This is a genomic window from Cupriavidus sp. D384, assembly GCF_001652915.1.
Classification (GTDB): domain Bacteria; phylum Pseudomonadota; class Gammaproteobacteria; order Burkholderiales; family Burkholderiaceae; genus Cupriavidus.
Genome location: NZ_BBQI01000017.1, coordinates 100,617 through 125,272 on the forward strand (window position 1 = coordinate 100,617; position 24,656 = coordinate 125,272).

21 protein-coding genes are annotated in these 24,656 nt (G+C 64.3%); 5 read left to right on the top strand and 16 right to left on the bottom strand.

Annotation, left to right across the window (positions count from 1 at the left end):
- Positions 1 to 30: 30 nt before the first annotated feature.
- The gene (typA, locus tag A9J21_RS07975) at positions 31 to 1,851 is read right to left on the bottom strand and encodes a translational GTPase TypA (RefSeq protein WP_066733625.1); all 1,821 of its coding nucleotides are present in this window, start codon (positions 1,849 to 1,851) and stop codon (positions 31 to 33) included.
- Positions 1,852 to 2,046: 195 nt separating this feature from the next.
- On the opposite strand from typA, the gene A9J21_RS07980 reads away from it, so the two are divergent.
- The 4 genes from A9J21_RS07980 (at position 2,047) to A9J21_RS07995 (ending at position 7,173) form a co-directional block, all read left to right on the top strand.
- Positions 2,047 to 2,562 carry a MarR family winged helix-turn-helix transcriptional regulator gene (locus A9J21_RS07980; protein ID WP_066733627.1) on the top strand — a complete coding sequence of 172 codons (516 nt, stop codon included), beginning with the start codon at positions 2,047 to 2,049 and terminating at the stop codon, positions 2,560 to 2,562.
- 84 nt (positions 2,563 to 2,646) lie between these two features.
- Entirely contained in the window at positions 2,647 to 4,179 is a 1,533-nt protein-coding gene (locus A9J21_RS07985; RefSeq protein WP_066733628.1) for an AdeC/AdeK/OprM family multidrug efflux complex outer membrane factor, read from the top strand.
- Positions 4,180 to 4,262: 83 nt separating this feature from the next.
- Positions 4,263 to 5,528 carry an HlyD family efflux transporter periplasmic adaptor subunit gene (locus A9J21_RS07990; protein WP_066733631.1) on the top strand — a complete coding sequence of 422 codons (1,266 nt, stop codon included), beginning with the start codon at positions 4,263 to 4,265 and terminating at the stop codon, positions 5,526 to 5,528.
- A 37-nt stretch (positions 5,529 to 5,565) separates the two neighbouring features.
- Entirely contained in the window at positions 5,566 to 7,173 is a 1,608-nt protein-coding gene (locus A9J21_RS07995; protein WP_066733632.1) for a DHA2 family efflux MFS transporter permease subunit, read from the top strand.
- A gap of 97 nt (positions 7,174 to 7,270) precedes the next feature.
- On the opposite strand, the gene truB is transcribed toward A9J21_RS07995, so the two are convergent.
- The 8 genes from truB to A9J21_RS08035 form a co-directional block, all read right to left on the bottom strand.
- A complete protein-coding gene (truB, locus tag A9J21_RS08000; protein ID WP_066733633.1) occupies positions 7,271 to 8,212 on the bottom strand; it encodes a tRNA pseudouridine(55) synthase TruB in 942 nt (313 codons plus the stop codon).
- Between the two features lie 72 nt (positions 8,213 to 8,284).
- Complete coding sequence (gene rbfA, locus A9J21_RS08005) at positions 8,285 to 8,656, bottom strand: 30S ribosome-binding factor RbfA (RefSeq protein WP_066733635.1); 372 nt, start codon at positions 8,654 to 8,656, stop codon at positions 8,285 to 8,287.
- Between the two features lie 68 nt (positions 8,657 to 8,724).
- On the bottom strand, positions 8,725 to 11,655 hold the full coding sequence (gene infB, locus A9J21_RS08010; RefSeq protein ID WP_066733636.1) for a translation initiation factor IF-2: 2,931 nt from the start codon (positions 11,653 to 11,655) through the stop codon (positions 8,725 to 8,727).
- Between the two features lie 83 nt (positions 11,656 to 11,738).
- Positions 11,739 to 13,214, bottom strand: coding sequence for a transcription termination factor NusA (gene nusA / locus A9J21_RS08015; protein ID WP_066733638.1), 1,476 nt, complete (start codon positions 13,212 to 13,214; stop codon positions 11,739 to 11,741).
- Positions 13,211 to 13,699 carry a ribosome maturation factor RimP gene (rimP, locus tag A9J21_RS08020; RefSeq protein WP_066733641.1) on the bottom strand — a complete coding sequence of 163 codons (489 nt, stop codon included), beginning with the start codon at positions 13,697 to 13,699 and terminating at the stop codon, positions 13,211 to 13,213. Before rimP ends, nusA begins: the two co-directional genes overlap by 4 nt.
- A 331-nt stretch (positions 13,700 to 14,030) precedes the next feature.
- The gene (rluB, locus tag A9J21_RS08025; RefSeq protein ID WP_066733643.1) at positions 14,031 to 15,980 is read right to left on the bottom strand and encodes a 23S rRNA pseudouridine(2605) synthase RluB; all 1,950 of its coding nucleotides are present in this window, start codon (positions 15,978 to 15,980) and stop codon (positions 14,031 to 14,033) included.
- A gap of 28 nt (positions 15,981 to 16,008) precedes the next feature.
- Positions 16,009 to 16,992, bottom strand: a complete 984-nt coding sequence (gene scpB / locus A9J21_RS08030; RefSeq protein WP_066733646.1) for an SMC-Scp complex subunit ScpB — start codon at positions 16,990 to 16,992, stop codon at positions 16,009 to 16,011.
- A gap of 552 nt (positions 16,993 to 17,544) precedes the next feature.
- The gene (locus tag A9J21_RS08035; protein ID WP_066733649.1) at positions 17,545 to 18,312 is read right to left on the bottom strand and encodes a sulfite exporter TauE/SafE family protein; all 768 of its coding nucleotides are present in this window, start codon (positions 18,310 to 18,312) and stop codon (positions 17,545 to 17,547) included.
- An 85-nt stretch (positions 18,313 to 18,397) separates the two neighbouring features.
- Between A9J21_RS08035 and fnr the strand changes: the two genes are divergently transcribed.
- The gene (gene fnr, locus A9J21_RS08040) at positions 18,398 to 19,123 is read left to right on the top strand and encodes a fumarate/nitrate reduction transcriptional regulator Fnr (RefSeq protein ID WP_066733651.1); all 726 of its coding nucleotides are present in this window, start codon (positions 18,398 to 18,400) and stop codon (positions 19,121 to 19,123) included.
- Between the two features lie 94 nt (positions 19,124 to 19,217).
- On the opposite strand, the gene A9J21_RS08045 is transcribed toward fnr, so the two are convergent.
- The 7 genes from A9J21_RS08045 to ccoN are packed head-to-tail and all read right to left on the bottom strand — an operon-like array spanning position 19,218 to position 24,524.
- Complete coding sequence (locus A9J21_RS08045; RefSeq protein ID WP_066733653.1) at positions 19,218 to 19,463, bottom strand: hypothetical protein; 246 nt, start codon at positions 19,461 to 19,463, stop codon at positions 19,218 to 19,220.
- Positions 19,460 to 19,669: a hypothetical protein gene (locus tag A9J21_RS08050; protein ID WP_066733656.1), complete on the bottom strand. Its 210-nt coding sequence runs from the start codon at positions 19,667 to 19,669 to the stop codon at positions 19,460 to 19,462. Before A9J21_RS08050 ends, A9J21_RS08045 begins: the two co-directional genes overlap by 4 nt.
- Positions 19,670 to 19,716: 47 nt before the next feature.
- The gene (gene ccoG / locus A9J21_RS08055; RefSeq protein ID WP_066733659.1) at positions 19,717 to 21,207 is read right to left on the bottom strand and encodes a cytochrome c oxidase accessory protein CcoG; all 1,491 of its coding nucleotides are present in this window, start codon (positions 21,205 to 21,207) and stop codon (positions 19,717 to 19,719) included.
- A 58-nt stretch (positions 21,208 to 21,265) separates the two neighbouring features.
- Entirely contained in the window at positions 21,266 to 22,192 is a 927-nt protein-coding gene (ccoP, locus tag A9J21_RS08060) for a cytochrome-c oxidase, cbb3-type subunit III (protein ID WP_066733662.1), read from the bottom strand.
- A 5-nt stretch (positions 22,193 to 22,197) separates the two neighbouring features.
- Positions 22,198 to 22,356: a cytochrome oxidase gene (locus A9J21_RS08065; protein WP_066733664.1), complete on the bottom strand. Its 159-nt coding sequence runs from the start codon at positions 22,354 to 22,356 to the stop codon at positions 22,198 to 22,200.
- 4 nt (positions 22,357 to 22,360) lie between these two features.
- Positions 22,361 to 23,056: a cytochrome-c oxidase, cbb3-type subunit II gene (gene ccoO / locus A9J21_RS08070; RefSeq protein ID WP_066733666.1), complete on the bottom strand. Its 696-nt coding sequence runs from the start codon at positions 23,054 to 23,056 to the stop codon at positions 22,361 to 22,363.
- Positions 23,057 to 23,075: 19 nt separating this feature from the next.
- Positions 23,076 to 24,524, bottom strand: a complete 1,449-nt coding sequence (gene ccoN, locus A9J21_RS08075) for a cytochrome-c oxidase, cbb3-type subunit I (RefSeq protein ID WP_066733671.1) — start codon at positions 24,522 to 24,524, stop codon at positions 23,076 to 23,078.
- Positions 24,525 to 24,656 lie beyond the last annotated feature (132 nt).

Below are 24,656 nucleotides of genomic sequence, written 5' to 3' on the forward strand. Positions count from 1 at the left end.
CCGGCCGGCCAGCAGGCCGGGCACCGGAAATCAGCTTGCGTCGCGCGAAGCACGCTTGCGCTCGTGCTCCTTCAGGTGACGCTTGCGCAGGCGGATGCTCTTCGGCGTGATTTCCACCAGTTCGTCGTCGGCGATGAATTCCACCGCGTACTCCAGCGACATCTGGATCGGCGGCACCAGGCGCACCGCTTCGTCGGTACCCGACGCGCGCACGTTGGTCAGCTGCTTGCCCTTGATCGGGTTCACGACCAGGTCGTTGTCGCGGCTGTGGATGCCGATGATCATGCCTTCGTACAGTGCGTCGCCCGGCTTCACGAACATGCGGCCGCGGTCCTGCAGCTTCCACAGTGCGTAGGCCACGGCATCGCCGTCGTCCTGCGAAATCAGCACGCCGTTATGGCGCTCGCCCAGGCCGCCTTCGCGCACCGGTGCGTAGTCGTCGAAGATGTGGCTGATCAGGCCGGTACCACGCGTCAGCGTCAGGAATTCACCCTGGAAGCCGATCAGGCCACGTGCCGGAATGCGGTATTCCAGACGGGTACGGCCCTTGCCGTCCGAAGCCATGTCCAGCAGTTCGCCCTTGCGGCGGCCCAGCTCTTCCATGACCGAACCCTGGTGGCCGTCTTCGACGTCCACGGTCAGCAGTTCGTACGGCTCGTTGCGGACACCGTCGATTTCCTTGAACACCACGCGCGGACGCGACACGGCCAGCTCGTAGCCTTCGCGGCGCATGTTTTCCAGCAGGATGGTCAGGTGCAGTTCGCCACGGCCCGACACTTCGAAGATGGTGTCGTCGCCGGTATCGGCCACGCGCAGCGCCACGTTCGACTTCAGTTCGCGGTCCAGGCGCTCGCGCAGCTGGCGGCTGGTCACGAACTTGCCTTCACGGCCGGCCAGCGGCGACGTGTTGACGCAGAAATTCATCGTCAGCGTCGGCTCGTCCACCTTCAGCATCGGCAGCGCGTCCTGGGCTTCCGGTGCGCACACGGTGCAGCCGATGCCCAGTTCCTCGATACCGTTGATCAGCACGATGTCGCCGGCTTCCGCCTCTGACACGATTTCGCGCTCCAGGCCGCTGAACTTCAGCACCTGGTTGATACGGCCCTTGATCGGGTTGCCTTCCGGACCAAACTTGACCACCACGTCCTGCAGCGGCTTGGCGCGGCCACGCGAGATGCGGCCCACGCCAATCTTGCCGACGTAGCTCGAGTAGTCCAGCGAAATGATCTGCATCTGCAGCGGACCGTTCGGGTCGTCGTTACGCACCGGCACCTTGTCCAGCACGGTTTCGAACAGCGGCTTCATGTCGCCGTCGCGCACGTCTTCGGTCAGACCAGCGTAGCCGTTCAGGCCCGATGCGTAGATCACCGAGAAATCCAGCTGGTCGTCGTTGGCGCCCAGCTTGTCGAACAGGTCGAAAGTCTGGTTGATCACCCAGTCCGGACGGGCGCCCGGGCGGTCGATCTTGTTGATCACGACGATGGGCTTCAGGCCCAGGGCCAGTGCCTTGCGCGTCACGAAACGCGTTTGCGGCATCGGGCCTTCCACGGCGTCCACCAGCAGGAGCACGCCGTCGACCATCGACAGCACGCGCTCCACTTCGCCGCCGAAGTCGGCGTGGCCCGGGGTATCAACGATGTTGATGTGCGTGCCGTTGTACTCGACGGCACAGTTCTTCGCGAGGATGGTGATCCCGCGTTCCTTTTCCAGGTCGTTCGAGTCCATCACCCGTTCGGCGATTTGCTGGTTGTCGCGGAAGGTGCCTGCCTGGCGCAGGAGTTGGTCGACCAGGGTGGTCTTGCCATGATCGACGTGAGCGATGATGGCGATATTACGGATGGCGCGGGTCATTCGGCGTCCCCTGAAGGCGGAGCTATCGGAAAAAATTAACCCGACATTCTAGCATGTTGCAGCGCAGAACACTCTATCGCTGTTCAGCATAGATCAAGAGACGCCATTGCGTTTTCCGCAATAACGAATTTCGGTACTTGAACATCACTTGTTACATGCTTATATTTGCCCAGGCAAAGATTGTAGCGACAAGAGATGACGTACCCGACACCCCTCGATCCGTCCGAAGACCTGTTCGACCCCGCCGACTATGAAATCGGCAAGAGCGTAGGCTATCTGCTGACACGCGCGAAAAATACGCTGTCGCAAGGCGTGGAGCAGGAAGTCAGCAGCCTGGACATGACGCACGCGCAGGCCAGCTGCCTGATGATGCTGGCCAAAGGCGAGGCCACCACGGTAACCGACCTGGCCCGCAACCTGAACACCGATGCCGGATCGGTCACGCGACTGCTGAGCCGCATGGAAAAGCGCGGCCTCATTGCGCGCACGCGCCGTGACGACGACCGCCGCGTGGTAGACCTGTCCATCACCCCTGCCGGCATCGCCATGGTCGAGAAGCTGCCGGCCGTATTCTGCAATGTCATGCGCCGCCATTTCGAAGGCTTCAGCCATGACGAGATCGAGGTGCTGCGCGGCATGCTGCTGCGGATCATCGCCAACAACCGCAGCGCAGACCCTGCCGGCTGCCCGTTCGAGCGCAACACGGGATAGGCCATCGACGATACCGAAGAAGAATTCCAAATCGTCAGATACGCCATTCCTGAAATCGCCAGACAGCGTCACAGTTCACACCCTATGACCACCGCTCACTTCCTTCCCCACCGTGCCAGCCGCACGGGCCAGCTTCGCCGCACGGGCACGCTTGCGTTGACCGTGCTGGCAGCTGCCGTGCTGGCCGGATGCGCCGCGCTGGGCAATTCGCACAGCACGCAGACGATGACCGAGGCCAGCACGCTGGCGTCGCCGCAAACCTTTGCCGGCGAACACGGCCAGTGGCCGTCGCAGGACTGGGTCGACCAGTTCCGTGACCCGCAGCTGCGTGTGCTGGTGGACGAGGCCATCCAGGGCAACCCGAACCTGCAGGTGGCATTTGGCCGCCTGGAAGCCTCGCGGGCGATGGCCGACGCCACCCGCTCCGCGCTCTACCCCGGTGTGGACTTCGAAGGCAGCCTGGTACGCCAGCGCTTTTCGGAAACGGACCTGTTCACGGGTACGCCGCTGGCAGGGTCCTGGCAGAACCAGTCGCGCCTGCAGCTGGGCCTGAACTGGGATCTCGACTTCTGGGGCAAGAACCGCGACGCGCTGGAAGCTGCGCTGTCCGATGACCGCGCGATGGAAGCCGAAACCCAGGCCGCGCGTCTGATGCTGACCACGTCGGTCGCCCGCGGCTACAACCGCCTGGCCGCGCTGTACGCGCAGCGCGACGTGGCCGAACGCGCCATCGCCCAGCGCCGCGACCTGACCGACCTGTCGCGCCAGCGCCTGGCCGCCGGCCTCGACACCCAGGTGGAAACCACCCAGGCACGCGGCACCGTGGCCGCCGCCCAGACCGACCTGCAGCGCGTGGACGAGGAAATCGCCCTGGCGCGCAACCAGATCGCCGCGCTGCTGGGCAAGGGGCCCGACCGGGGCCTGCAGATCGCCCGGCCGACGCTGCTGGCCAACGCCACGCCACAACTGCCCGACGACCTGACCATCGGCCTGATTGGCCGCCGTCCGGACATCGTGGCCGCGCGCTGGCGCGTGGAAGCCTCGTCCAAGGACATCACCGTGGCGAAGAAGGAATTCCTGCCCGACGTGAAGCTGACCGCCTTTGCCGGCGTGGCCTCGCTCGATCCGTCGAACCTGCTGATGAGCATGAGCCGCACGTTTGGCGTGGGGCCATCGGTGACGCTGCCGATCTTCCAGGGCGGCCGCCTGCGCGCCAACCTCAAGGGCAAGTATGCGCAGTACGACATCGCCGCGGCCAGCTACAACCAGACGTTGGTTGACGCACTGCGCGAGACCGCCGACACCGTGACCAGCATCCGCAGCGTGGACCAGCAGATCCAGACCCAGCGCGAGGCACTGGACCTGGCCGAGCATGCCTACTCGCTATCCACCACGCGCTACAAGGCGGGCCTGGGCACGCAACTGACGGTGCTCAATGCCGAAAGCAACGTATTGCAGCAGCGCCGGCTGGCCACCGACCTGCAGGCGCGCAGGCTGGACCTGCAGATGAGCCTGATGAAGGCGCTGGGCGGTGGCTATCAGGAAGAAGCAGCCGCCCCGGGCGGCAATCCCGACACAGGCAAGCCCGCAGGCACGACCCAGGCCACCCAAGGCTGATGGCACCGGCTCCCGGCACCAGCCGATAGCACCGGCCGACACAAGACACGACGTCACATCGCAGAGATTCGAGAGATCCAATCATGAGCACCAACCAGCAAGCAGCCCCCGCGGGCGACAACAACGGCAAGCGCAAGCGCCTGCTCGTTTCCCTGACCGCCGCGGTCGTGGTGGCCGGCATCGGCTATGGCCTGTACTGGGGCCTTTACGCCCGCCATTTCGAGAACACCGACGACGCCTACGTGGCCGGCAACGTGGTGCAGGTCACGCCGCTGGTGGGTGGCACCGTGGTGTCGATTGCCGCCGACGATACGCAACTGGTGACCGCCGGCCAGCCGCTGATCCAGCTCGATCGCGCCGACACGCAGGTCGCCATGGAGCAGGCCGAAGCCCAGCTTGCCCAGGCCGTGCGCGAAGTGCGCACGCTGTATGTGAACAATGGTTCGCTGTCGGCGCAGGTGGCACTGCGCGACGCCGACGTGGCAAAGGCCCGCGACGACCTGCGCCGCCGCCAGGCCATTGCCGGCTCGGGCGCCGTGTCGAGCGAGGAAATCGCCCACGCCCAGACCGCGCTGAAGGCCGCGGAGTCGGCGCTGGTTGCCGCCCGTGAGCAATTGGCATCGAACCAGGTGCTGACGGACCAGACCACGGTGGAAAAGCACCCGAACGTGCAGCGCGCCGCTGCCAGCCTGCGCTCGGCCTATCTGGCGTTTGCGCGCTCGACCATGCCGGCGCCGGTCACCGGCTACGTCGCCAAGCGGTCGGTGCAGGTGGGCCAGCGCGTGGCGCCCGGCACGCCCCTGATGGCCGTGGTGCCGCTGGACCAGGTCTGGGTCGACGCGAACTTCAAGGAAGTGCAGATCACCCACATGCGGATCGGCCAGCCGGTTGAGCTGGAAGCCGACGTCTATGGCTCGAAGGTCAAGTACACGGGCCATGTGGAAGGCTTCTCGGCCGGCACCGGTGCCGCGTTCTCGCTGTTGCCTGCGCAGAACGCCACCGGCAACTGGATCAAGGTGGTGCAGCGCCTGCCGGTGCGGATCGCCCTGGATCCGCAGCAGCTCAAGGACCACCCGCTGCGCGTGGGCCTGTCGATGAACGTCACGGTCGATGTGCGCAAGGAAGAAGGCGCGTCGCTGGTCAGCGCCAAGTCCGCCAAGCCGTTGCAGACCGATGTCTATGACAAGGTGGCGCAGGACGCCGACGCGCTGATCGCCCGCATTATCGCGGTCAACAACGGCGGTCGCGTGCCGGCTCCGGGTGCGGCAAATCCTGCCGGCGCGGCCAGCGCGGCAAGTGCCGCGGCGGCCAATGCGGCCCGTGCGGCGGCCAAGCCCGCCCGTACCTGATCGATCCGAATTGACCCGCTTGACTGGCTGATTGCCCATGGCTAATTCCACCACCGCAACGCCGGACGCCGGCGCGGCACCGGCCCCGAAGCCGGCGCCCGCCCGCCCCGCCGCGCATCCGCCGCTTACGGGCGGCAAGCTGATCCTGGGCACCATCGCGCTGTCGCTCGCCACGTTCATGAACGTGCTCGATTCGTCGATTGCCAACGTGTCGATCCCGGCCATCTCGGGCGATCTCGGCGTATCGCCGAACCAGGGCACCTGGGTCATCACGTCGTTCGCCGTCGCCAACGCGATCTCGGTGCCGCTCACAGGCTGGCTGACCACGCGCTTTGGCGCGGTGCGCCTGTTCGTGCTGTCGATCCTGCTGTTCGTGGTGTCGTCGTGGCTGTGCGGCGTGGCGCCGAACCTGGAAACGCTGCTGGCCGCCCGCGTGCTGCAAGGCGCCGTGGCCGGCCCGATGATTCCGCTGTCGCAGGCGCTGCTGCTGGCAAGCTATCCGCCCGCCAGGAGTTCGATGGCCCTGGCGCTATGGGGCATGACCACGCTGGTGGCGCCCATCATGGGGCCGCTGCTGGGCGGCTGGATCTCGGACAACATGACCTGGCCGTGGATCTTCTACATCAACGTGCCGATCGGGATCGTGACGGCCTGGGTGACGTGGTCGATCTATCGCGACCGTGAAACGCCCACCAAGATGCTGCCGATCGACCGCATCGGCCTGGCGCTGCTGGTGATCTGGGTTGGATCGATGCAGCTGATGCTGGACAAGGGCAAGGAACTGGACTGGTTCCATTCCGGCGTGATCGTGGCGCTGGGCGTGACCGCCGTGGTCGGCTTCCTGTTCTTCCTGGCCTGGGAGCTTTACGAAAAGCATCCGATCGTCGACATCCACCTGTTCAAGGGCCGCAACTTCGCGGCCGGGGTGGTGGCGATCTCGGTGGCTTACGGCCTGTTCTTCGGCAACCTCGTGATCCTGCCGCTGTGGCTGCAGACCATCGTCGGCTACACCGCCACCGATGCCGGCCTGGTAACGGCGCCCGTGGGTATTTTCGCCATCATCCTGTCACCGATCATTGGCCGTGCGCTGCCGAAGGTCGATGCGCGCTGGGTGGCGACCACGGCGTTCATCACCTTCGGCGCGGTCAGCTTCATGCGGGCTGGCTTCACCACCGGCGTGGACACGCGCGCACTGGTGATTCCGACGCTGATCCAGGGCGCGGCCATGGCGATGTTCTTTATCCCGCTGACGTCGATCATCCTGTCGGGCCAGCCGCCCGAGAAGATCCCGGCGGCCTCGGGCCTGTCGAACTTCGTGCGGATCACGTTCGGTGCCATCGGCGCGTCGATCTCGACCACGGTCTGGGAAAACCGCTCGGCGCTGCATCACGCGCAACTGGTGGAACAGATCAACCCGTACAACCCGGCGTACCAGGCCCAGCTCGACCACCTGATGGAAATGGGCATGTCGAAGATGCAGGCCATCGGGCTGATCGAACGCAACATCTCGCTGCAGGCGTCGATGCTGGGCGCCAACGACATCTTCTGGATCTCGGGCGTGCTGTTCTTCGCGCTGATCGGCTTTGTGTGGCTGACCAAGCGCGCCAAGGGCGGCGGCGGCGCCGACGCGGCCGGCGCACACTGACCGGCCGGCATTGTGCATGAGGCATGAAAAAAGGGCATCGATCCATATATCGATGCCCTTTTGCTTTGGACGCTTTCTTGAGAGCCGCCGGTAAAACTCAGAGTTTTACGAGCCGCTCCGGCCGCAAGGCCCCGTCCCGCATCCGCGCCACACCAAGCAGCCTGCCATCGTCGCCATAGACACGCGTCAGCGCGCCCTCTTCCGCCACCAGCCCCTCGGGCAGATCGCGGCGCGCGATGCGCTGGCCCTGCACGAAACGGCCAGCCGACGCGGCATCGAGTTGCACGGGCGCGCAGCGCTGCAGCAACGCATCCACCGGCGCCAGCAGCGTAGGCCGCACGTCGTCGGGGTGTGCATCAATCTGCTCCAGCGTGACCGCGCCCTCCAGCGTCAGATCGCCCACGCCAGTACGCCGCAGCCCCGTCAGGTGAGCGCCGCAACCAAGCGCTTCGCCAATATCTTCGGCCAGCGTGCGGATATACGTGCCCTTGCTGCAGGTCACGCGCATCGTAAAACGACTATTTTCCAGGTCAACATCGAGCAGCGTGATCGCGTGGATGGTCACCTGGCGTGCCGCGCGTTCAACCGTCTGCCCTGCCCGCGCATATTCGTAGAGCGGCTTGCCGTCCTTCTTCAGCGCCGAGTACATCGGGGGCACCTGTTCGATTTCGCCCGTGAAACGCACGATCGCTGCGTCAAGCGCCGCGCGGTCGCAGGTCACCGGCCGTTCGCTGACGATATCGCCCTCCGCGTCGCCGGTGGTCGTGGTGGCGCCCAGGCGCACTGCGGCTTCGTAGGTCTTGTCGGCGTCGAGCAGGTCCTGCGAGAACTTGGTGGCCTCGCCAAAGCACAGCGGCAACAGGCCGGTCGCCAGCGGATCGAGCGTACCGGTATGGCCGGCCTTGTTCGCGCGCAGCAGGCGCTTGGCGCGCACCAGCGCATCGTTGGACGACAGGCCCAGCGGCTTGTCGAGCAGCAGCACGCCATGCACGTCACGACGCGGCAGCCGGGGCGGACGGTTGGCTTGGGAATCGGTCATTGCGGGGAAGATGTTTGCGGCGCCGGCCCGCAGGCCGGCTCGCGAGAAAACGGCACGAACAAGGCCGGAGCCTTATTCGTCGTCCTTGGCGCGCGTCGAGTTGGCTTCGTTGATCAGCTTCGACATCTCGATCGCATGCTCCACCGACGTGTCGTGATGGAAGTGCAGCGTCGGCACGGTATGGATATGCAGACGCTTGAACAGCAGCGAATGCAGGTAGCCCGCCTTTTCCTTGAGGATGCCGGCCGCCACCTCGGGCTCGGCACCAAGCACCGTGAAATACACCTTGGCATGCGCGTAGTCGGGCGTCAGCGACACCGACTGCAGCGTTACCAGCCCCAGGCGCGGATCGCGGAGCTCGCGCTGGATCATCTCGGCCAGTTCCTTCTGGATCTGGTCGGACAAGCGCAAATTACGGGAAGAGATATTGCCTTTCTTGGCCATGCAAAACTTTTTGCTTTACCGATGATGTGAAAACGGCAGGCCGGAGCCTGCCGTCTTTGCGTATCGCCTTACAGCGTACGCGCCACCTCGGTGATTTCGTACACCTCGAGCTGGTCGCCTTCCTGAACATCGTTGAAGTTCTTGATCGACAAACCGCACTCGAAGCCCTGCTTGACTTCCTTGACGTCGTCCTTGAACCGCTTGAGCGAGTCCAGTTCGCCGTCGTGGATCACCACGTTGTTGCGCAGCACACGGACCAGCGACGTACGCTTGACCAGGCCGTCGGTGACCATACAGCCGGCCACGGCGCCAACCTTCGGCACGCGGAAGACCTGACGGACTTCCACCTGACCGATCGTCGTCTCGCGCTTTTCCGGCGCCAGCATGCCCGACATCGCCGCCTTGATCTCGTCCACAGCATCGTAAATGATGTTGTAGTAGCGGATGTCGATGCCGTTGTGCTCGGCCAGCTTGCGCGCACCGGAATCAGCACGCACGTTGAAGCCGATGATCACAGCCTTCGAAGCGGTAGCCAGGTTGACGTCCGATTCCGAGATGCCGCCCACGCCACCGTGCACGATCTGCACGCGCACTTCGGCGGTCGACAGCTTCTGCAGCGACTGCACCAGCGCTTCCTGCGAACCCTGCACGTCGGCCTTCACGATCAGCGGCAGCGTCTGGACTTCGCCTTCGGCCATCTGCTCCAGCATCGTTTCCAGCTTGGCCGCCTGCTGCTTGGCCAGCTTCACGTCGCGGAACTTGCCCTGACGGAACAGGGCGATTTCACGCGCCTTGCGCTCGTCCGGCAGCACCAGCACTTCCTCACCAGCGGCGGGCACTTCCGACAGACCCTGGATTTCCACCGGGATCGACGGACCAGCTTCCTTCGCCGGCTTGCCGTTTTCGTCCAGCATGGCGCGCACGCGGCCATAGGCACTGCCGGCCAGCACGACGTCGCCGCGCTTGAGCGTACCGCTGCTCACCAGGATCGTGGCGATCGGGCCCTTGCCCTTGTCGAGCTGGGCTTCCACGACCAGACCCTTGGCGGGTGCGTCCACCGGAGCACGCAGTTCCAGCACTTCAGCCTGCAGCAGCACGTTCTCGAGCAGGTCGTCGATGCCCTGGCCAGACTTGGCCGACACCGGCACGAACGGCGAATCGCCGCCGTACTCTTCAGGCAACACCTGCTCGGCCACCAGTTCCTGCTTGACGCGATCCGGGTTGGCTTCGGGCTTGTCAACCTTGGTGATTGCCACCACGATGGGCACGCCGGCAGCCTTGGCGTGCGCAATCGCTTCCTTGGTCTGCGGCATCACGCCGTCGTCGGCCGCCACCACCAGGATGACGATATCGGTGGCCTTGGCACCACGGGCACGCATGGCCGTGAAGGCCTCGTGACCCGGGGTGTCCAGGAACGTGATCACGCCACGGTCGGTTTCCACGTGGTACGCACCAATATGCTGCGTAATGCCACCGGCTTCGCCCGCGGCAACCTTGGTGCGGCGGATGTAGTCCAGCAGCGAGGTCTTGCCGTGGTCGACGTGACCCATCACGGTCACCACCGGCGGGCGCGGCAGCAGTTCGGCGTCGGTCTGCTCTTCGCCTTCCGTCACCAGCAGCAGCGCTTCCGGATCGTCCAGCTTGGCGGCGTACGCCTTGTGGCCCATTTCTTCCACCACGATCATGGCGGTTTCCTGGTCCAGCACCTGGTTGATCGTCACCATCTGGCCGAGCTTCATCATCTGCTTGATGACCTCGGATGCCTTGACGGCCATCTTGTGGGCCAGATCGGCCACCGAGACGGTCTCGGGCACGTGCACTTCGCGCACCACCGGTTCGGTCGGCGCCTGGAAGTTGCTGCGGCCATCGTCACCATGCTGCTTGCCGCCACGGCCACGCGGGCCACTGCGCCAGCCGCCGGTGCCGCCCGACGAATCGCCGCGCGTCTTCAGGCCACCGCCCTTGCCCTTTCCGCGGGCTTCGTCCTGCCAGCTGCCCTTGCCCTTGCCACCCTTCTTGTCGGCGGTGGCAGTGGTCGTCGTGGCGGCCGGCGCGGCGGCGGTCTTCTTCTCGTCCTTCTTGACTTCGGTGCCAGCCGGCTTCACCGGCTTGTGCAGCGTGCCGGTCTGCTCGGCCTTCTTTTCCTCGGCCTTGCGCTCCGACGGTGCCTTCAGCACACGGGGCGGCGCATTCAGCATTTGCTGGATGGCACGGGCTTCGGCTTCGGCAGCCTCGCGACGGCGGCGCGCGGCGGCGTCCTGCTCGGCGCGGGCCTTGTCGGCAGCTGCCTTGGCGCTGTCCTGCTCGGCGCGCGCCTTGTCGGCGGCAGCCTTGGCCTCGTCGGCATTCTTTTGCGCCTGGGCGCGTTCGGTTGCCAGACGTGCCTTGTCTTCTTCAGCCTTCTTGCGCGCGGTTTCCTCGGCGGCGTCGGAGGCGGCCTGGGCGGCAGCGGCTTCTTCAGCCGCCTTCTGCGCCAGCAGTTCGGTCTGGCGGCGCTGCTCGGCCTCCAGGGCTTCCTGCTTGGCGCGGCGCTCGGCTTCCTCGCGCTCGGCGGCCTCGCGGGCAGCCTGGGCTTCGGCTTCCTGACGTGCCAGGGCCTCGGCCTGCTCGCGGCGCTGTTCCTCGTCGCGGCGTGCCTGTTCGGCTGCGGCTTCGGCCGCCTGGTTGTCGGCACCGTCGTCGTGCGATTCGACTTCGTCGCGCTTGATCAGCACGCGCTTCTTGCGCACCTCGACCTGCACCGTGCGGGTCTTGCCGGTGGAGTCGGATTGACGGATCTCGGACGTTTCGCGCTTGGTCAACGTGATTTTCTTGCGTGCGCTGTCATCGGTCTGACCATGCGACCGCTTCAGATAATCCAGCAGTCGGGTCTTGTCCGATTCGGTAATGATGTCTTCAGGCGTCGCCTTGCCCACCCCAGCTGCCTGCAATTGTTCCAGCAGTGCAGCAGGGCTGCGGCTCAGTTCTGCGGCCAGTTGGGCAACTGTTGTGCTTGCCATTCAAACCCTTTCAATGCTCGGTTTCTACGTCGGGACAATTCGTGTGCGGAAAGCGCGTCCGGGTGTCACCCCGGACGTGTCCCTCAGTTAAACCAATGTTCCCGTGCTTTCATGATCAGCGCCTTGGCTTCATCCTCGCCAACGCCGGCCATCTCGACCAGCTCGTCCACGGCCAGTTCGGCCAGGTCGTCACGCGTATGGATATTGCCTTCGGCCAATTTGCCGATCAGCTCGGGGGTCAGGCCGTCGAGCGAACGCAGATCCTGCGACACCTCTTCCACCTTTTCTTCCCGGGCCAGTTCCATCGTCAGCAGCGCATCGCGTGCGCGGTTGCGCAGCTCGTTGACGGTGTCCTCGTCGAAGGCCTCGATTTCCATCATTTCGCTGATGGGCACGTAGGCCACTTCTTCCAGCGTGGAGAAGCCTTCCTCGATCAGGATGTCCGCCACTTCCTCGTCCACGTCCAGCTTGGCCATGAACAACTTGCGGACCACTTCGCTTTCCTCGGCCTGCTTCTGCGCCGATTCTTCCTGCGTCATGATGTTGATCTGCCAGCCGGTCAGCTCCGACGCCAGGCGTACGTTCTGACCGCTGCGACCAATGGAGACGGCGAGATTTTCCTCGTCGACCACCACATCCATGCAGTGCTTCTCTTCGTCGACCACGATCGACTGCACCTGTGCCGGTGCCAGCGCGCCGATCACGAACTGCGCCGGGTCTTCCGACCACAGTACGATGTCCACGGCCTCGCCGCCAATCTCGTTACGCACTGCCGTGACGCGCGTGCCACGCACGCCCACGCAGGTGCCGATCGGATCGATGCGCTTGTCATGCGCCACCACGGCGATCTTGGCGCGCACACCCGGATCGCGGGCAGCCGCCTTGATTTCCAGCAGGCCCTGTTCCATCTCGGGCACTTCGTTCTCGAAGAGCTTGATCAGGAACTCGGGCGCGGTGCGCGACAGTTCGATCTGCGGGCCACGCGCGGCGCGGTCCACATTCAGGATGTACGCGCGCACGCGGTCGCCGGTGCGCAGGTTTTCCTTCGGAATGATCTGATCGCGGGCCAGCAGCGCTTCCACGCGGCCGGACTCGACGATCAGGCCCTTCTTGTCGGCACGCTTGACCGTGCCGGTCATGATCTTCTCGCCGCGATCCAGGTAGTCATTCAGGATCTGTTCGCGCTCGGCGTCGCGGATACGCTGCAGGATCACCTGCTTGGCGGCCTGCGCGCCGATACGGCCGAACTCCACCGACTCGATCTGCTCTTCGATGAAATCGTCCAGCTGGATGTCGGCGCTCTGATCGCGGGCTTCGAACAGCAGGATCTGCTTGTCCGGTTCCTGCAGGCCCTGTTCGTCGGGGACGACAAGCCAGCGGCGGAACGTTTCGTGCTCGCCGGATTCACGGTCGATATGGACGCGGATATCCACGTCTTCCTCGAAACGCTTCTTGGTCGCCGAGGCCAGCGCGGCCTCCAGCGCACCAAAGACCACATCCTTGTCGACGTTCTTCTCGCGCGCTAGCGCATCGACGAGCAACAGAACTTCGCGGCTCATTGCTTGTTCCCTTTTCTTTGATTTCCCTTGAAGTCGATCACAGGCACCAGACGGGCCTTGTCGACATCGGATATGGCGAATTCCAGCAGCGCCGGGCCATCCTTGCCCTCGAATTCCAGGCCGATCTTCTCGGCCCCGGCCTCGCCTGCGGGTTCGCGCAGGATGCCGACGAAATTCTTCTGGCCGTTGACCGGCAGGCGCAGCGTGACTCGGGCTTCCTCACCGGCGAAGCGGGCAAAGTCGGCCAGCTTCTTGAGGGGGCGGTCCAGGCCGGGCGACGACACTTCGAGGCGCTCGTAGTCGACGTTCTCGACCATCAGCACGTGCGTAAGCTGACGGCTGACCTTCTCGCAATCCTCAATGACGATGCCGGTTTCAGGCTGATCGATATAGACACGCAGAAGTCCGGCCGGGGCACGCTCAAGCTCAACCAACTCGTAGCCCATGCCGTTAAGGGTGGTTTCGATCAAATCTGCCAGATGCACTGTATTCCCGAGTAGTGGCTTTCAATACCTTGGCAGACACCGGACAACACAACGTTCTGAAATCGAGGTTCCGAAACGACCTGTAAGCCCTGCCTGCCCATCATCCCCATGAAACCGGATGCATCGTGTGACGCATTCCAGCCGCAAGCACAAACGGGCGAACCAAAAAAAAATGGGCGCAATGCCCATCATTCGCCCATCCTCGCCGAGGATGATACTTTTGAATAGACTTTGATTATACGCGGATTATGCCTAAAAGGCAAAAGCCAACTGGGATCCGCGCCGGAATGGGACCAATTGCCGGACTTTCCCGGCATCGGCCCTTTCCGTATCAGCGTTGACCGCCCCGGCCACCGCCACGGGGCCGGCGATTGCCGCCACCGCCGCCAGCGCCGCCACCGGCCTTCGCAGCCTTCGGCATCACATTGCCGTTGACGTCGCCGCCGCCGCCCCGACGCTGACGATTTCCGCCAGCGTTCCCGGCATTCCCGGCGTTGCCACCCATGCCGCCCATGCCACCGCGGCCGCCACGGCCGCCGCCAGCACCCTTGCCGCCAGCAGCGCCACGCATGCCGCCCGCGCCGCGCATACCGCCGGCGCCACCCAGGCCGCCGCCGCTGAATTTCGTCGTGTGCGACGTCAGCGGCGCCGGGCCAGACGGGATATAACCCATCGAGGTCTGCATCGGGTCGGGTTGGCCACGGCCGCCGGCATTGCCACCGCCGCGATTGCCAGCCGGCTTTTCAAAGCGGGGCAGTCCATCCATGCCGGTGTGCATCGGCATGCCGGCAATAGCGGCTTCGGTGCGCGCCTTGCGGCCGCCCACCTTGGTGGCGCCCTTGCTGCCGCCCTGGTCACTCTTGGCCGGCGCCTTCAGGCCAATATTGGCCATCAGGTTGCGCACATCGGTAGCTTCCAGCTCTTGCCAGCGGCCGCGCTTGAGACCGCGCGGCAACAGGAACTGGCCGTAGCGGGTACGGATCAGGCGCGAAACGGTCAGGCCGACGGCTTCGAACATCCGGCGCACTTCGCGATTCCGGCCTTCGGTCAGCGCCACGTGATACCACTGGTTCACGCCCTCGCCACCGCCATCGGCGATACGCAGGAAGTTGGCCTCGCCATCATCGAGCTGGATGCCGTGCAGCAGCGCCTGACGATCGGCTTCCGCCAGCTCGCCCAGGGTACGCACCGCATACTCGCGCTCCACGCCATAGCGCGGATGCATGAAGCGGTTGGCGATGTCGCCAGACGTGGTGAAGATCAGCAGGCCTTCGGTATTGAAGTCCAGACGCCCCACCGCCACCCACTTGCCGTTCTTGATGCGCGGCAGGCTGTCGAACACGGTCGGACGGCCTTCCGGATCAGACTGGCTGACGATTTCGCCGGACGGCTTGTGATACAGCAGCACGCGCGGCGGCTTGGTCGATACCTTGCGATGAATCAGCTTGCCGTTCACGCGAACCTGGTCGGCCGGCAGGATACGCTGGCCGATATGGGCAGGCAGGCCGTTGACGGACACCCGACCCTGCAGGATCAGCTCTTCCATCTCGCGGCGCGAACCCAGACCGCCTTCGGCCAGCACCTTGTGCAGCTTCGGCGCATCGTCATCCGATGTCAGCTCGCGCACCGGCTTGGCCTTGGTGCGCGGCACGACCGTATCTTCCTCGTCGAACTGCTCGGAAATCACGAACCGGAACAGGTCTTCGGAGCCTGCAGCACTCTTTGCCGCGCCGCCCTTGCCGCTGGCCTGCCTGGCCGGCTTGTCGCCCTGGCGTTGCTCGCCTCGCTGCTCACCCTGACGCTGTTCGCCACGGGCACCCTGCTTGCCGCCACCCGCCTGATTCTTGCGCTGGCCGTTGCGGTTGCGCTTGCCAGCCTGCTCGGCTGCCGGCTTGTTGTCGCCGTCAACCAATGCGGCCTTGCGCTGCGGCTGCTGGCGGCGCTTGCGCTGACCAGCCTGGGCCTGCGCCTCGCCGCCGTCGGCGTGCTGCGCTGCCGGCACACCGGCGTCGGCGGTGGGCGCCGGCTTGCGGCGACCACGGCCACGCGGCGCGGCGGGCTGGGCGGTGTCGCCAGCCTCGGCCGGTGCCGGCGCATCGCCTTCCGCGCGACCCGCGTCCCGATCCTGCGCGGCCTGGCGGCGCGAAGCCACCAGATTGCGCAAACCGCGGCGGAGCCCCTTGCGGCGCGGCGCGCCGTCGGCGTCATTTCCCGTATCGGGGGCGCCGGTGTCACCCGGCACGTCCGGCTGGCGGACGTCTTGCTCAGCGGAATCAGACAAAGTATTCACTATCGATGTTGCATGTTGTTCAGTTGGACACACGCTCGTCGTCGTCCTCGGTCGGGAATGGCGTCTCGCCATTCAGGTCCGCAGGCTCGGCGGGCGCCGCTTTGGTCGCCCCGGTGTCCATGTGGAAGCCGTTGGCATGAGCCACCGGCGCGTCGTCCTGCCCGTCGTCTTCAGGCATCCGGGCGGCGCTGATTTCGTCTTCGGAGGCTTCGCCGTCGGCGACTTCCTCGCTGGGGGTTGTGCCCCCTTCTTCATGCTGCGCCGATTCCGTGTCGGCGCGCGCTTCCGGCCTGGCGTTTTCGTCGGCTTCGGCCAGACCAGCCGTTTCGGTGGCTTCAGCCGCCTCCACCGTCGCGGGCGCTGCCCCGGTCTCTGCGGGCACGGCGGCCGATTCCGCAAACGCTTCTTCGTCGCCAGCCGGCGGGTTGGCCGTGGCGATTTCTTCAAAATCGATGGCCTGCTGCTCCAGCAGCGCGGCTTGCGCCTGCGCCTGAGCATCTTCCAGCGGCGGCAGTTCGTCCAGCGAACGCAAGCCAAGGTCATCCAGGAACGCCTTGGTCGTTGCATACAGCGCCGGGCGTCCCGGCACGTCGCGGTGGCCGATGACTTCGATCCAGCTGCGGTCCTCGAGTTTCTTGACCACTTCCGTGCTGACCGTCACGCCCCGGATTTCCTCGATATCGCCACGGGTGACAGGCTGGCGATACGCAATGATCGCCAGGGTTTCCATGACGGCGCGCGAGTACTTCGGCGGCTTTTCGGGATTCAGCCGGTCAAGGAACTCCCGCATCTCGGGGCGACTCTGGAAACGCCAGCCGCTGGCCAGCGCCACGAGTTCCACCCCGCGCGGCTGCCAGTCCTGCCGCAGTTCCTCGAGCAGCACCCGGATCGTGTCGGCGCCGACATCGTCGGCAAACAACCGTCGCAGATCGCCAACGCGCAGCGGTTCCTGCGCACAGATCAGCGCGGTCTCGAGGACGATCTTCGCCTCTTGGGTATTCATGTGATTGCGTGCAGCCTGTCTTTGCACCTGCTCCCGGACGAATCCCGGAGCACTGGAGATTGCAGATACAGCGAGGCCGAAGCCACCGCCATTTCATCGCGCAGCCAGCTCGCCCGCCTAATGCAGCGCAGCCGTGCGCACCTCGTTCTTTTGCATCGAATTGCCGGGTCGATCCGGCAGGAGATCGTCCGGCGCTGGCCAGTTTCACCAGTCAACGGACCTCTTGCGTCGCGCCTTCTCCCTTCGGGGCGGACATTCGCCAGGGCCACCGGATGGCCAAGACGGCAAGAAACAAGACGATATCGGCTCAGGCAACCCCGCCCTGACCGGCGCCATCTTCCCAACCGCAGCCGGCCTTTTAACCAGATCTTTTGAACCGGATGGACTGTGGAGACGTTTCCGACGCACCTGGGTGGCCAGAAACCCTGGGCACGCTCCCCAGATCAGGGATGCGGCCCCAGCGGCGCCCCGAGCATGGTGCGGCGCGATACCGTGGTTCTGGGGATTGTATGGCATTCCCGGTCCCGCCCGCAACCCGCCGCTGTGGCCGATTCAGAACACCACGCAAAAGCCGTGTTGGGCCAGGGTATCCGGCAGCCATATTGCCCGGGCCACGCCCAGCACGCCAAATCCGATCACCACCAGCCCTGACGCCACGCGAACCGCGGGCTTGCGGGAGAGTTGCCGCAGGTACCCCGACAACCCCGAGATCACCAGCAGGTTCGGCAGCGTACCCAGGCCGAACGCCCCCATCACCAACGCGCCCGACACCGCGTTGCCAGCCAGCAGCGCCAGTGCAAGTGCCCCATAGACCATCCCGCACGGCACCAGCCCCCATGCCAGGCCCATCCCGTACCGACGCAACAGTGGTGCCGCGCGCGGCGTGCTGCGCAGCCGCATCGGCAATCGTCCGGCCATCGCGCGTGCGCGCTGAACCACGTGCACTGCGGCCAGCGACGCCAGACGCTCGATCCAGTCGGATCGCATTACGCGCCCGCGCAACAGCCACAGCCCCGTGATCACCAGCATCATGCTGCCCGCCGCGTAGAGCCAGCGCTGCAGTGGCAGATAATCCTGCCGCCACACCGTCGCGCCCACCGCCCCCATCACCGCGCCAAGCAGCATGTATGTCGTAATGCGCCCCGCATGCATGATGCACAGCGCAGTCCACCATTGGCGCGTGGAACGGTGCAAGACAATTGCCACATCCCGCGGGTGTTTCTGCTCCGCGGCAATAGCAATTCCTCCACACATGGCAGCGCAATGCATACCACCGAGCAAAGCCATCAGAAAAACGCTTAAAAGCACACCAAATGGCAACTGTTCCTCGCTTCTGCGTCACATGACGCTGTAAAATGCCTGCATCGCGCCCTCGCTGCAAGCGCATTCATAACGAGCACTTCAATTGTTGACTTCCATCCCCGTCACCGAGATGTCGCCCCGTTGCTCCACATGTGCCATGGGCCAGCTTTGCCTGCCCGTGGGCATGTCGCAACAAGACCTGGCGAAGATGGACACGCTCGTGCAGGAACGCGTGCGTGTCCACAAGGGCGAAACGCTTTACCGCATGGGCGAGCCGCTCAACGCGGTGTACGCCATTCGCTTCGGCACACTGAAGACGCACGTCACCATGGAAGACGGGCGCACCCAGATCACGGGCTTTCACCTGCCCGGTGAAGTCATTGGCCTCGACGGCCTCAGCGAGATGCAGCACGCTTCCGACGCCACTGCGCTGGAAGACACCGAAGTCTGCGTCGTGCGCTATGACGACCTGCAATCGCTCTCGAGCACCCTGCCCTCCCTGCAAGGCCAGTTTCTGCGCCTGATGAGCAAGGAAATTTCGCAGGACCAGGTCATGCTGATCACGCTGGGCTCGATGCGCGCCGAAGAACGCCTGGCCGCTTTTCTCGTGAACATGTCCGAGCGCCTTTCGGCACGCGGTTATTCGTCCACCGAGTTCGTTCTGCGCATGAGTCGCGAAGAAATCGGCAGCTACCTGGGCCTGAAGCTCGAGACCGTCAGCCGCCTGTTCTCGCGCTTTGCCGAAGCAGGCCTGATTCAGATTCGTCAGCGACATGTGAAGCTTGTTGATATGGCAGGTATCAAGCAGGTGTACAGCCGGTCCTGCTAAGGCAGGCCGACCCCGTACGGGACATCACGACAAAGGCCGCGCCGGAAAATTTCCGGCGCGGCCTTTGTCTTTTGCAGTGCAAGTTCTGCATTGCCTACTCGAGTTCATCGGTGTCGCTGAGCTTCACCGGCATCGTGTACAGCGTGAGGCCGCTGGACAACGCGCAGAACAGCCACGCCACCAGAAACCCCACGGTGTAGATCGCCTGCCGTGACGCTTCGACCGGGTGCCCGAAGAAATTCAGATCTCCGGGATCTACCACCGAGAACACCACCGCCGTAGCCGCACCACCCATCAGAAACGCCGGCCATAGCACCCACATCAGCCAGCGCAGTCTCATGGGCGCCTCGCAGTCTGTTCAGCGCGATCGGCGCTGGCCTTCTCGACGACCAGTCCATGGCGGGTGGCGTCGGTCACCGGCACATCGGCATGGGTGTTCGCCAGCCAGATCGTGATACCGCAACCGACCATCGCCAGCAGCGGACCACTCATCAGAATCCAGGGCCATGGTTCCCTGTACCAGGGCTTTGCGGGGTGTTGGGTCATTGCGCTCTCCTATTGGCATTCGTCCCGGCTCACCATCGGTGACAGCATCACAGATCGCGAGGAACGATAAAACTCGTGCTTTGCCGGATATCCACCTTGCGCTCGGCTTCGGTCTCGGCGGTGACCGTCACCTCGATCTTGTGCGTGCCCTGCTTCGCATCGTCGATCGGGACGCGAATGCGGATAGGCAACAGGCGGTTCGAGGTGGGCGACAGCGATTCCGCGCCGTGGTCGTACTCCACGATCAGGCCCTTCAGTTCGTCGCTCTGTGCCTGCACATGGAACTTCATTGGTGCCTCGGTCGCATTGATCAGCTGCAGCCGGTACACGTTCTCGATCCAGCGGCCTTCCACTTCGCGCCCCAGCGCGCCACGATCACGGATGATGTCGACCTTGAGCGGCGTACGCATGGCCAGGGATGCAACAAAGCCAGCCGTCAGCGCCAGCCAGATGGCCGTGTAGACAATCGTGCGCGGACGCAGCAGGCGCTTGCGGGCATCCGATGCCGTCAGCTTCTTGCGCATCGCGTTTTCCGATGTGTACCGGATCAGCCCGCGCGGATACTCCATCTTGTCCATGACCTGGTCGCAGGCATCGATACACGCGCCGCAGCCGATGCACTCGTACTGCAGCCCGTCACGGATATCGATGCCAGTCGGGCATACCTGCACGCAGATGCTGCAGTTCACGCAATCGCCCAGGCCAGCCGCGTGGTGATCGACCTTGCGCGACCGGCTGCCGCGCGGTTCGCCACGGCCCACATCGTAGGTCACGACATAGGTATCGCGATCCACCATCACGCTCTGGAAGCGCGCATACGGGCACATGTATTTGCACACCTGCTCGCGCATGAACCCGGCGTTGCCCCACGTGGCAAACGCATAGAACAGCATCCAGAACGCCTGCCATGGGCCCAGCGTCCAGTGCAGGACCTCGCCGCCCAGTTCACGGATCGGAGCGAAGTAGCCGATGAACGTAAAGCCCGTCCACAGCGCGATCAGGATCCACAGCGAGTGCTTGGTCGCCTTGATACGAATCTTGCGCAGGCTCCAGGGATCGCCGTCCAGCCGGATGCGGGCAATGCGATCGCCTTCGACACGACGCTCGATCCACATGAAGATCTCGGTGTAGACCGTCTGTGGACACGCGTAGCCGCAAAACAGCCGTCCTGCGATGGCCGTGAACAGGAACAGCGCCAGCGCCGAGATGACCAGCAGCACCGCCAGGTAGATGACGTCCTGGGGCCACAGCACCAGTCCGAAGATATAGAACTTGCGGGCACCGAGATCGAACAGCACGGCCTGACGGTCGTTCCATTGCAGCCACGGGGTACCGTAGTAGACCAGTTGCGTGAGGATGACCAGCCAGACCCGCCAGCTAGAGAAGGCACCCGTGACCGAGCGCGGGTAGATCTTGCGCCGTACTTCGTAAAGCGCCTCCTCGGTGGCGTCGGCCGCCGGCTTGGGTGGGGGTGCGGGCCGCCAGGCGGCCTCGCTTGATTCGCGGGTAGTGGGGGGAGATTCCAGGGGCGCGCTCATTGTTCAGCCCTCATGCTCCCGGCCGGACGGCGTGCCGCCCGGACCGGAGAGCGGTTTGTCATTGCCCTGTAGGTGCGGCATTCGTGCTGGTGTTCGACAGACCCCATACGTACGCGGTCAGCATACGGATGCGCTCGGGCGTCAGGATTTCCTCATGGGCCGGCATATGGCCGTTGTGCCCCTTCAGGATGGCCTCGACGATCACGCCTTCCGAACTGCCGTACAGCCAGACGTTGTCGGACAGGTTCGGCGCGCCAAGCGCCTGGTTGCCCTTGCCGCTTGCGCCATGGCATGCCGCGCAGGTCGACTTGAACGTGCTTTCGCCGCGCGACGCCCGGATCGGATCGTATGTGAGCCCCGACAGCGACCGCACATACTGCGCCGTATCGCCGGCCAGCTTGGCATCGATCGTGCCACCAAACGGCGGCATCACGCCGTTACGCCCCTTCGTGATCGTCTGCTGGATCGTTTCGGGGTCCCCGCCATAGAGCCAGTCGTTGTCGGTCAAGTTCGGGAAGCCGCGGCTGCCGCGGGCGTCCGAGCCATGGCACTGGGCACAATAGTTCAGGAACAGGCGCTGGCCGATCTCACGTGCATCGGGGTCCGCCGACACCTGCTTGACGTCCATCTTCAGGTACTTGGCATAGATCTCGTGCTGCATCTTCTCGGCGGCTTCCCGATGCGCGGCAAGTTCGCCCTGTGTCGAGAACTTCAGCACGCCGGCGTATGTGCCAAGGCCCGGATAGAGCACCAGGTAACCCACGCTGAACACGCAGGCCAGCAGGAACATCCACATCCACCAGCGCGGCAGCGGATTGTTCAGCTCGCGCAGGTCGTCATCCCAGACATGCCCGGTGTCGTCGGTGGTGCTGATGCCCTTCGGCATCTTCCGTTGTGAAAACAGCAGCCACACGCACCACGCGATACCAATGAGCGCGATGGCCGCGATGTAGTAGCCCCAGAAATCGGAAATGAAATCGCTCATGGTTACTAGTTCCGGCTTGGATTGTTATGTTCGTCCGGCAAGGCAAACGGCAGCATCGCCGATTCCTCGTTGGCCGCCTTGCGGCCCGCCGACCAGGCCCACCAGCAGATCGCCAGGAACGTCAGCAGCGACAGGACAGTGGCGATGGAAGTCACGATGACCATGGCGTTACTCCTTCGCGGGTGCGGCGCTCTCGGCCGCAGGTGCCGCAGCGGCAGGCGCTGGGGCCGTGTCCAGGCGGACGTTGCGACGGTTCAGGCCCAGACCCTGCAGGTACGCGACCATGGCGTCCTCCTCGGTCTTGCCCACCAGTTCTTCCGGTGCACCCGCAATCTCGGCGTCGGTATAGGGCACGCCCAGGCGCTTCAGCGCGCGCATGCGGTCCTGGACCGAGTCGGTCGGCAGCGGCGTTTTCTCGAGCCACGGATACGACGGCATCACCGATTCGGGCACCACGTCACGCGGATTGCGCAGATGGATGCGCTGCCAGTCGTCGGAATAGCGGCCGCCCACGCGAGCCAGATCGGGACCCGTACGCTTGGAGCCCCACAGGAACGGGTGGTCGTACACCGACTCGCCAGCCGTGGAGAAATGGCCATAGCGCTCGGTTTCGGCCTGCAGCGTGCGCACCTGTTGCGAGTGGCACCCCACGCAGCCTTCACGGATATAGATATCTCGCCCCATCAGCCGCAGCGGCGAGTACGGCGTGATGCCCGGATCGGGCTGGGTGGTGGAGTGCTGGAAGAACAGCGGCACGATCTGCACCAGGCCGGCAATGCTGACCACGATGATGGTAGCGATGATCAGCCAGCCGACGTTCTTTTCCAGCGTCTCGTGCCTGAAAAATCCTTGATTCTGAGACATTGTTTGCGTCCTCGGCGTGTCAGTGGGCGGAAGCCGGCAGGCTGGCCGGAATCGGCGCATCCACGGTCGGCTTGCCGGCGATGGTGCGGAACACGTTGTAGGCCATGATGAACATGCCGCCCAGGAAGCACAGGCCACCCGCCAGACGGATCAGGTAGAACGGATACTTGGCCTTGACCGCTTCCACGAACGCGTACGTCAGCGTGCCGTCCGGCTGCGTGGCACGCCACATCAGGCCTTCCATCACACCGGCGATCCACATCGAGGCGATATAGAGCACCACGCCGATCGTGGCGACCCAGAAGTGCAGCTCGATCAGGCGCGTGCTGTACATCTGCTTTTCACCGAACAGGCGCGGGATGAGGTAGTACAGCGAGCCGATCGAGATCATCGCGACCCAGCCGAGCGCGCCAGAATGTACGTGGCCGATCGTCCAGTCCGTGTAGTGCGACAGCGCATTCACGGTCTTGATCGACATCATCGATCCCTCGAAGGTAGCCATGCCGTAGAACGACAGCGCCACCACCAGGAACTTGAGGATCGGATCGGTACGCAGCTTGTGCCACGCACCCGACATGGTCATGATGCCGTTGATCATGCCGCCCCACGACGGCGCGAGCAGGATCAGCGAGAACACCATGCCCAGCGACTGCGCCCAGTCAGGCAGCGCGGTGTATTGCAGATGGTGGGGACCGGCCCACATGTAGGTGAAGTTCAGCGCCCAGAAGTGGACGATCGACAGCCGGTAGGAATAGATCGGACGCTCGGCCTGCTTCGGAATGAAGTAGTACATCATCCCCAGGAAGCTGGTGGTCAGGAAGAAGCCCACCGCGTTATGGCCGTACCACCACTGGATCATGGCGTCCTGCACGCCCGCATAGGCGGAATACGACTTCCACATCGATGCCGGCATCTCGATGTTGTTGACGATATGCAGGATGGCGATGGTCAGGATGTAAGCGCCGAAAAACCAGTTGGCAACGTAGATGTGCCGGGTCTTGCGCTTGACAATCGTGCCGAAAAAGACGATGGCGTAGGCCACCCAGACCAGCGTGATCAGGATGTCGATCGGCCATTCGAGCTCGGCATACTCCTTCGAGCTCGTGATGCCCATCGGCAGCGTGATCGCGGCAGCCACGATGACGATTTGCCAGCCCCAGAACGTGAACGCCGCGAGCGGCCCGCAGAACAGGCGCGCCTGGCAGGTGCGCTGCACCACGTAGTACGACGTGGCGAACAGCGCGCTGCCGCCAAACGCGAAGATCACCGCGTTGGTGTGCAGCGGACGCAGTCGGCCGAACGACAGCCACGGCGTGTTGAAATTCAGATCCGGCCAGATCAGTTGCGCCGCAAGCAGAACGCCTACGGCCATGCCGACAATGCCCCAGACAACGGTCATGACGGCAAACTGCCGCACTACACCGTAGTTGAAGGTGTCGACGCGTGGAGACGCGGTGGTGACAGCCATTCAGACCCCCAAGCTAAGTAAGAATAAACCTATTGACTGTGTGACTTTAGAAAAACAGCGCGGTCGTCGCGTTGACTTCAATCAATCCTTGCGCACCACACACGAACTGTTTTCGCCGGGTAATGTCTGTGC

Bases quoted from the DNA above. Each gene is read 5' to 3' on its own strand.
- typA (WP_066733625.1), bottom strand. From the start codon at position 1,851: ATGACCCGCGCCATCCGTAATATCGCCATCATCGCTCACGTCGATCAT.
- A9J21_RS07980 (WP_066733627.1), top strand. From the start codon at position 2,047: ATGACGTACCCGACACCCCTCGATCCGTCCGAAGACCTGTTCGACCCC.
- A9J21_RS07985 (WP_066733628.1), top strand. From the start codon at position 2,647: ATGACCACCGCTCACTTCCTTCCCCACCGTGCCAGCCGCACGGGCCAG.
- A9J21_RS07990 (WP_066733631.1), top strand. From the start codon at position 4,263: ATGAGCACCAACCAGCAAGCAGCCCCCGCGGGCGACAACAACGGCAAG.
- A9J21_RS07995 (WP_066733632.1), top strand. From the start codon at position 5,566: ATGGCTAATTCCACCACCGCAACGCCGGACGCCGGCGCGGCACCGGCC.
- truB (WP_066733633.1), bottom strand. From the start codon at position 8,212: ATGACCGATTCCCAAGCCAACCGTCCGCCCCGGCTGCCGCGTCGTGAC.
- rbfA (WP_066733635.1), bottom strand. From the start codon at position 8,656: ATGGCCAAGAAAGGCAATATCTCTTCCCGTAATTTGCGCTTGTCCGAC.
- infB (WP_066733636.1), bottom strand. From the start codon at position 11,655: ATGGCAAGCACAACAGTTGCCCAACTGGCCGCAGAACTGAGCCGCAGC.
- nusA (WP_066733638.1), bottom strand. From the start codon at position 13,214: ATGAGCCGCGAAGTTCTGTTGCTCGTCGATGCGCTAGCGCGCGAGAAG.
- scpB (WP_066733646.1), bottom strand. From the start codon at position 16,992: ATGAATACCCAAGAGGCGAAGATCGTCCTCGAGACCGCGCTGATCTGT.
- A9J21_RS08045 (WP_066733653.1), bottom strand. From the start codon at position 19,463: ATGAGACTGCGCTGGCTGATGTGGGTGCTATGGCCGGCGTTTCTGATG.
- A9J21_RS08050 (WP_066733656.1), bottom strand. From the start codon at position 19,669: ATGACCCAACACCCCGCAAAGCCCTGGTACAGGGAACCATGGCCCTGG.
- ccoG (WP_066733659.1), bottom strand. From the start codon at position 21,207: ATGAGCGCGCCCCTGGAATCTCCCCCCACTACCCGCGAATCAAGCGAG.
- ccoP (WP_066733662.1), bottom strand. From the start codon at position 22,192: ATGAGCGATTTCATTTCCGATTTCTGGGGCTACTACATCGCGGCCATC.
- A9J21_RS08065 (WP_066733664.1), bottom strand. From the start codon at position 22,356: ATGGTCATCGTGACTTCCATCGCCACTGTCCTGTCGCTGCTGACGTTC.
- ccoO (WP_066733666.1), bottom strand. From the start codon at position 23,056: ATGTCTCAGAATCAAGGATTTTTCAGGCACGAGACGCTGGAAAAGAAC.
- ccoN (WP_066733671.1), bottom strand. From the start codon at position 24,524: ATGGCTGTCACCACCGCGTCTCCACGCGTCGACACCTTCAACTACGGT.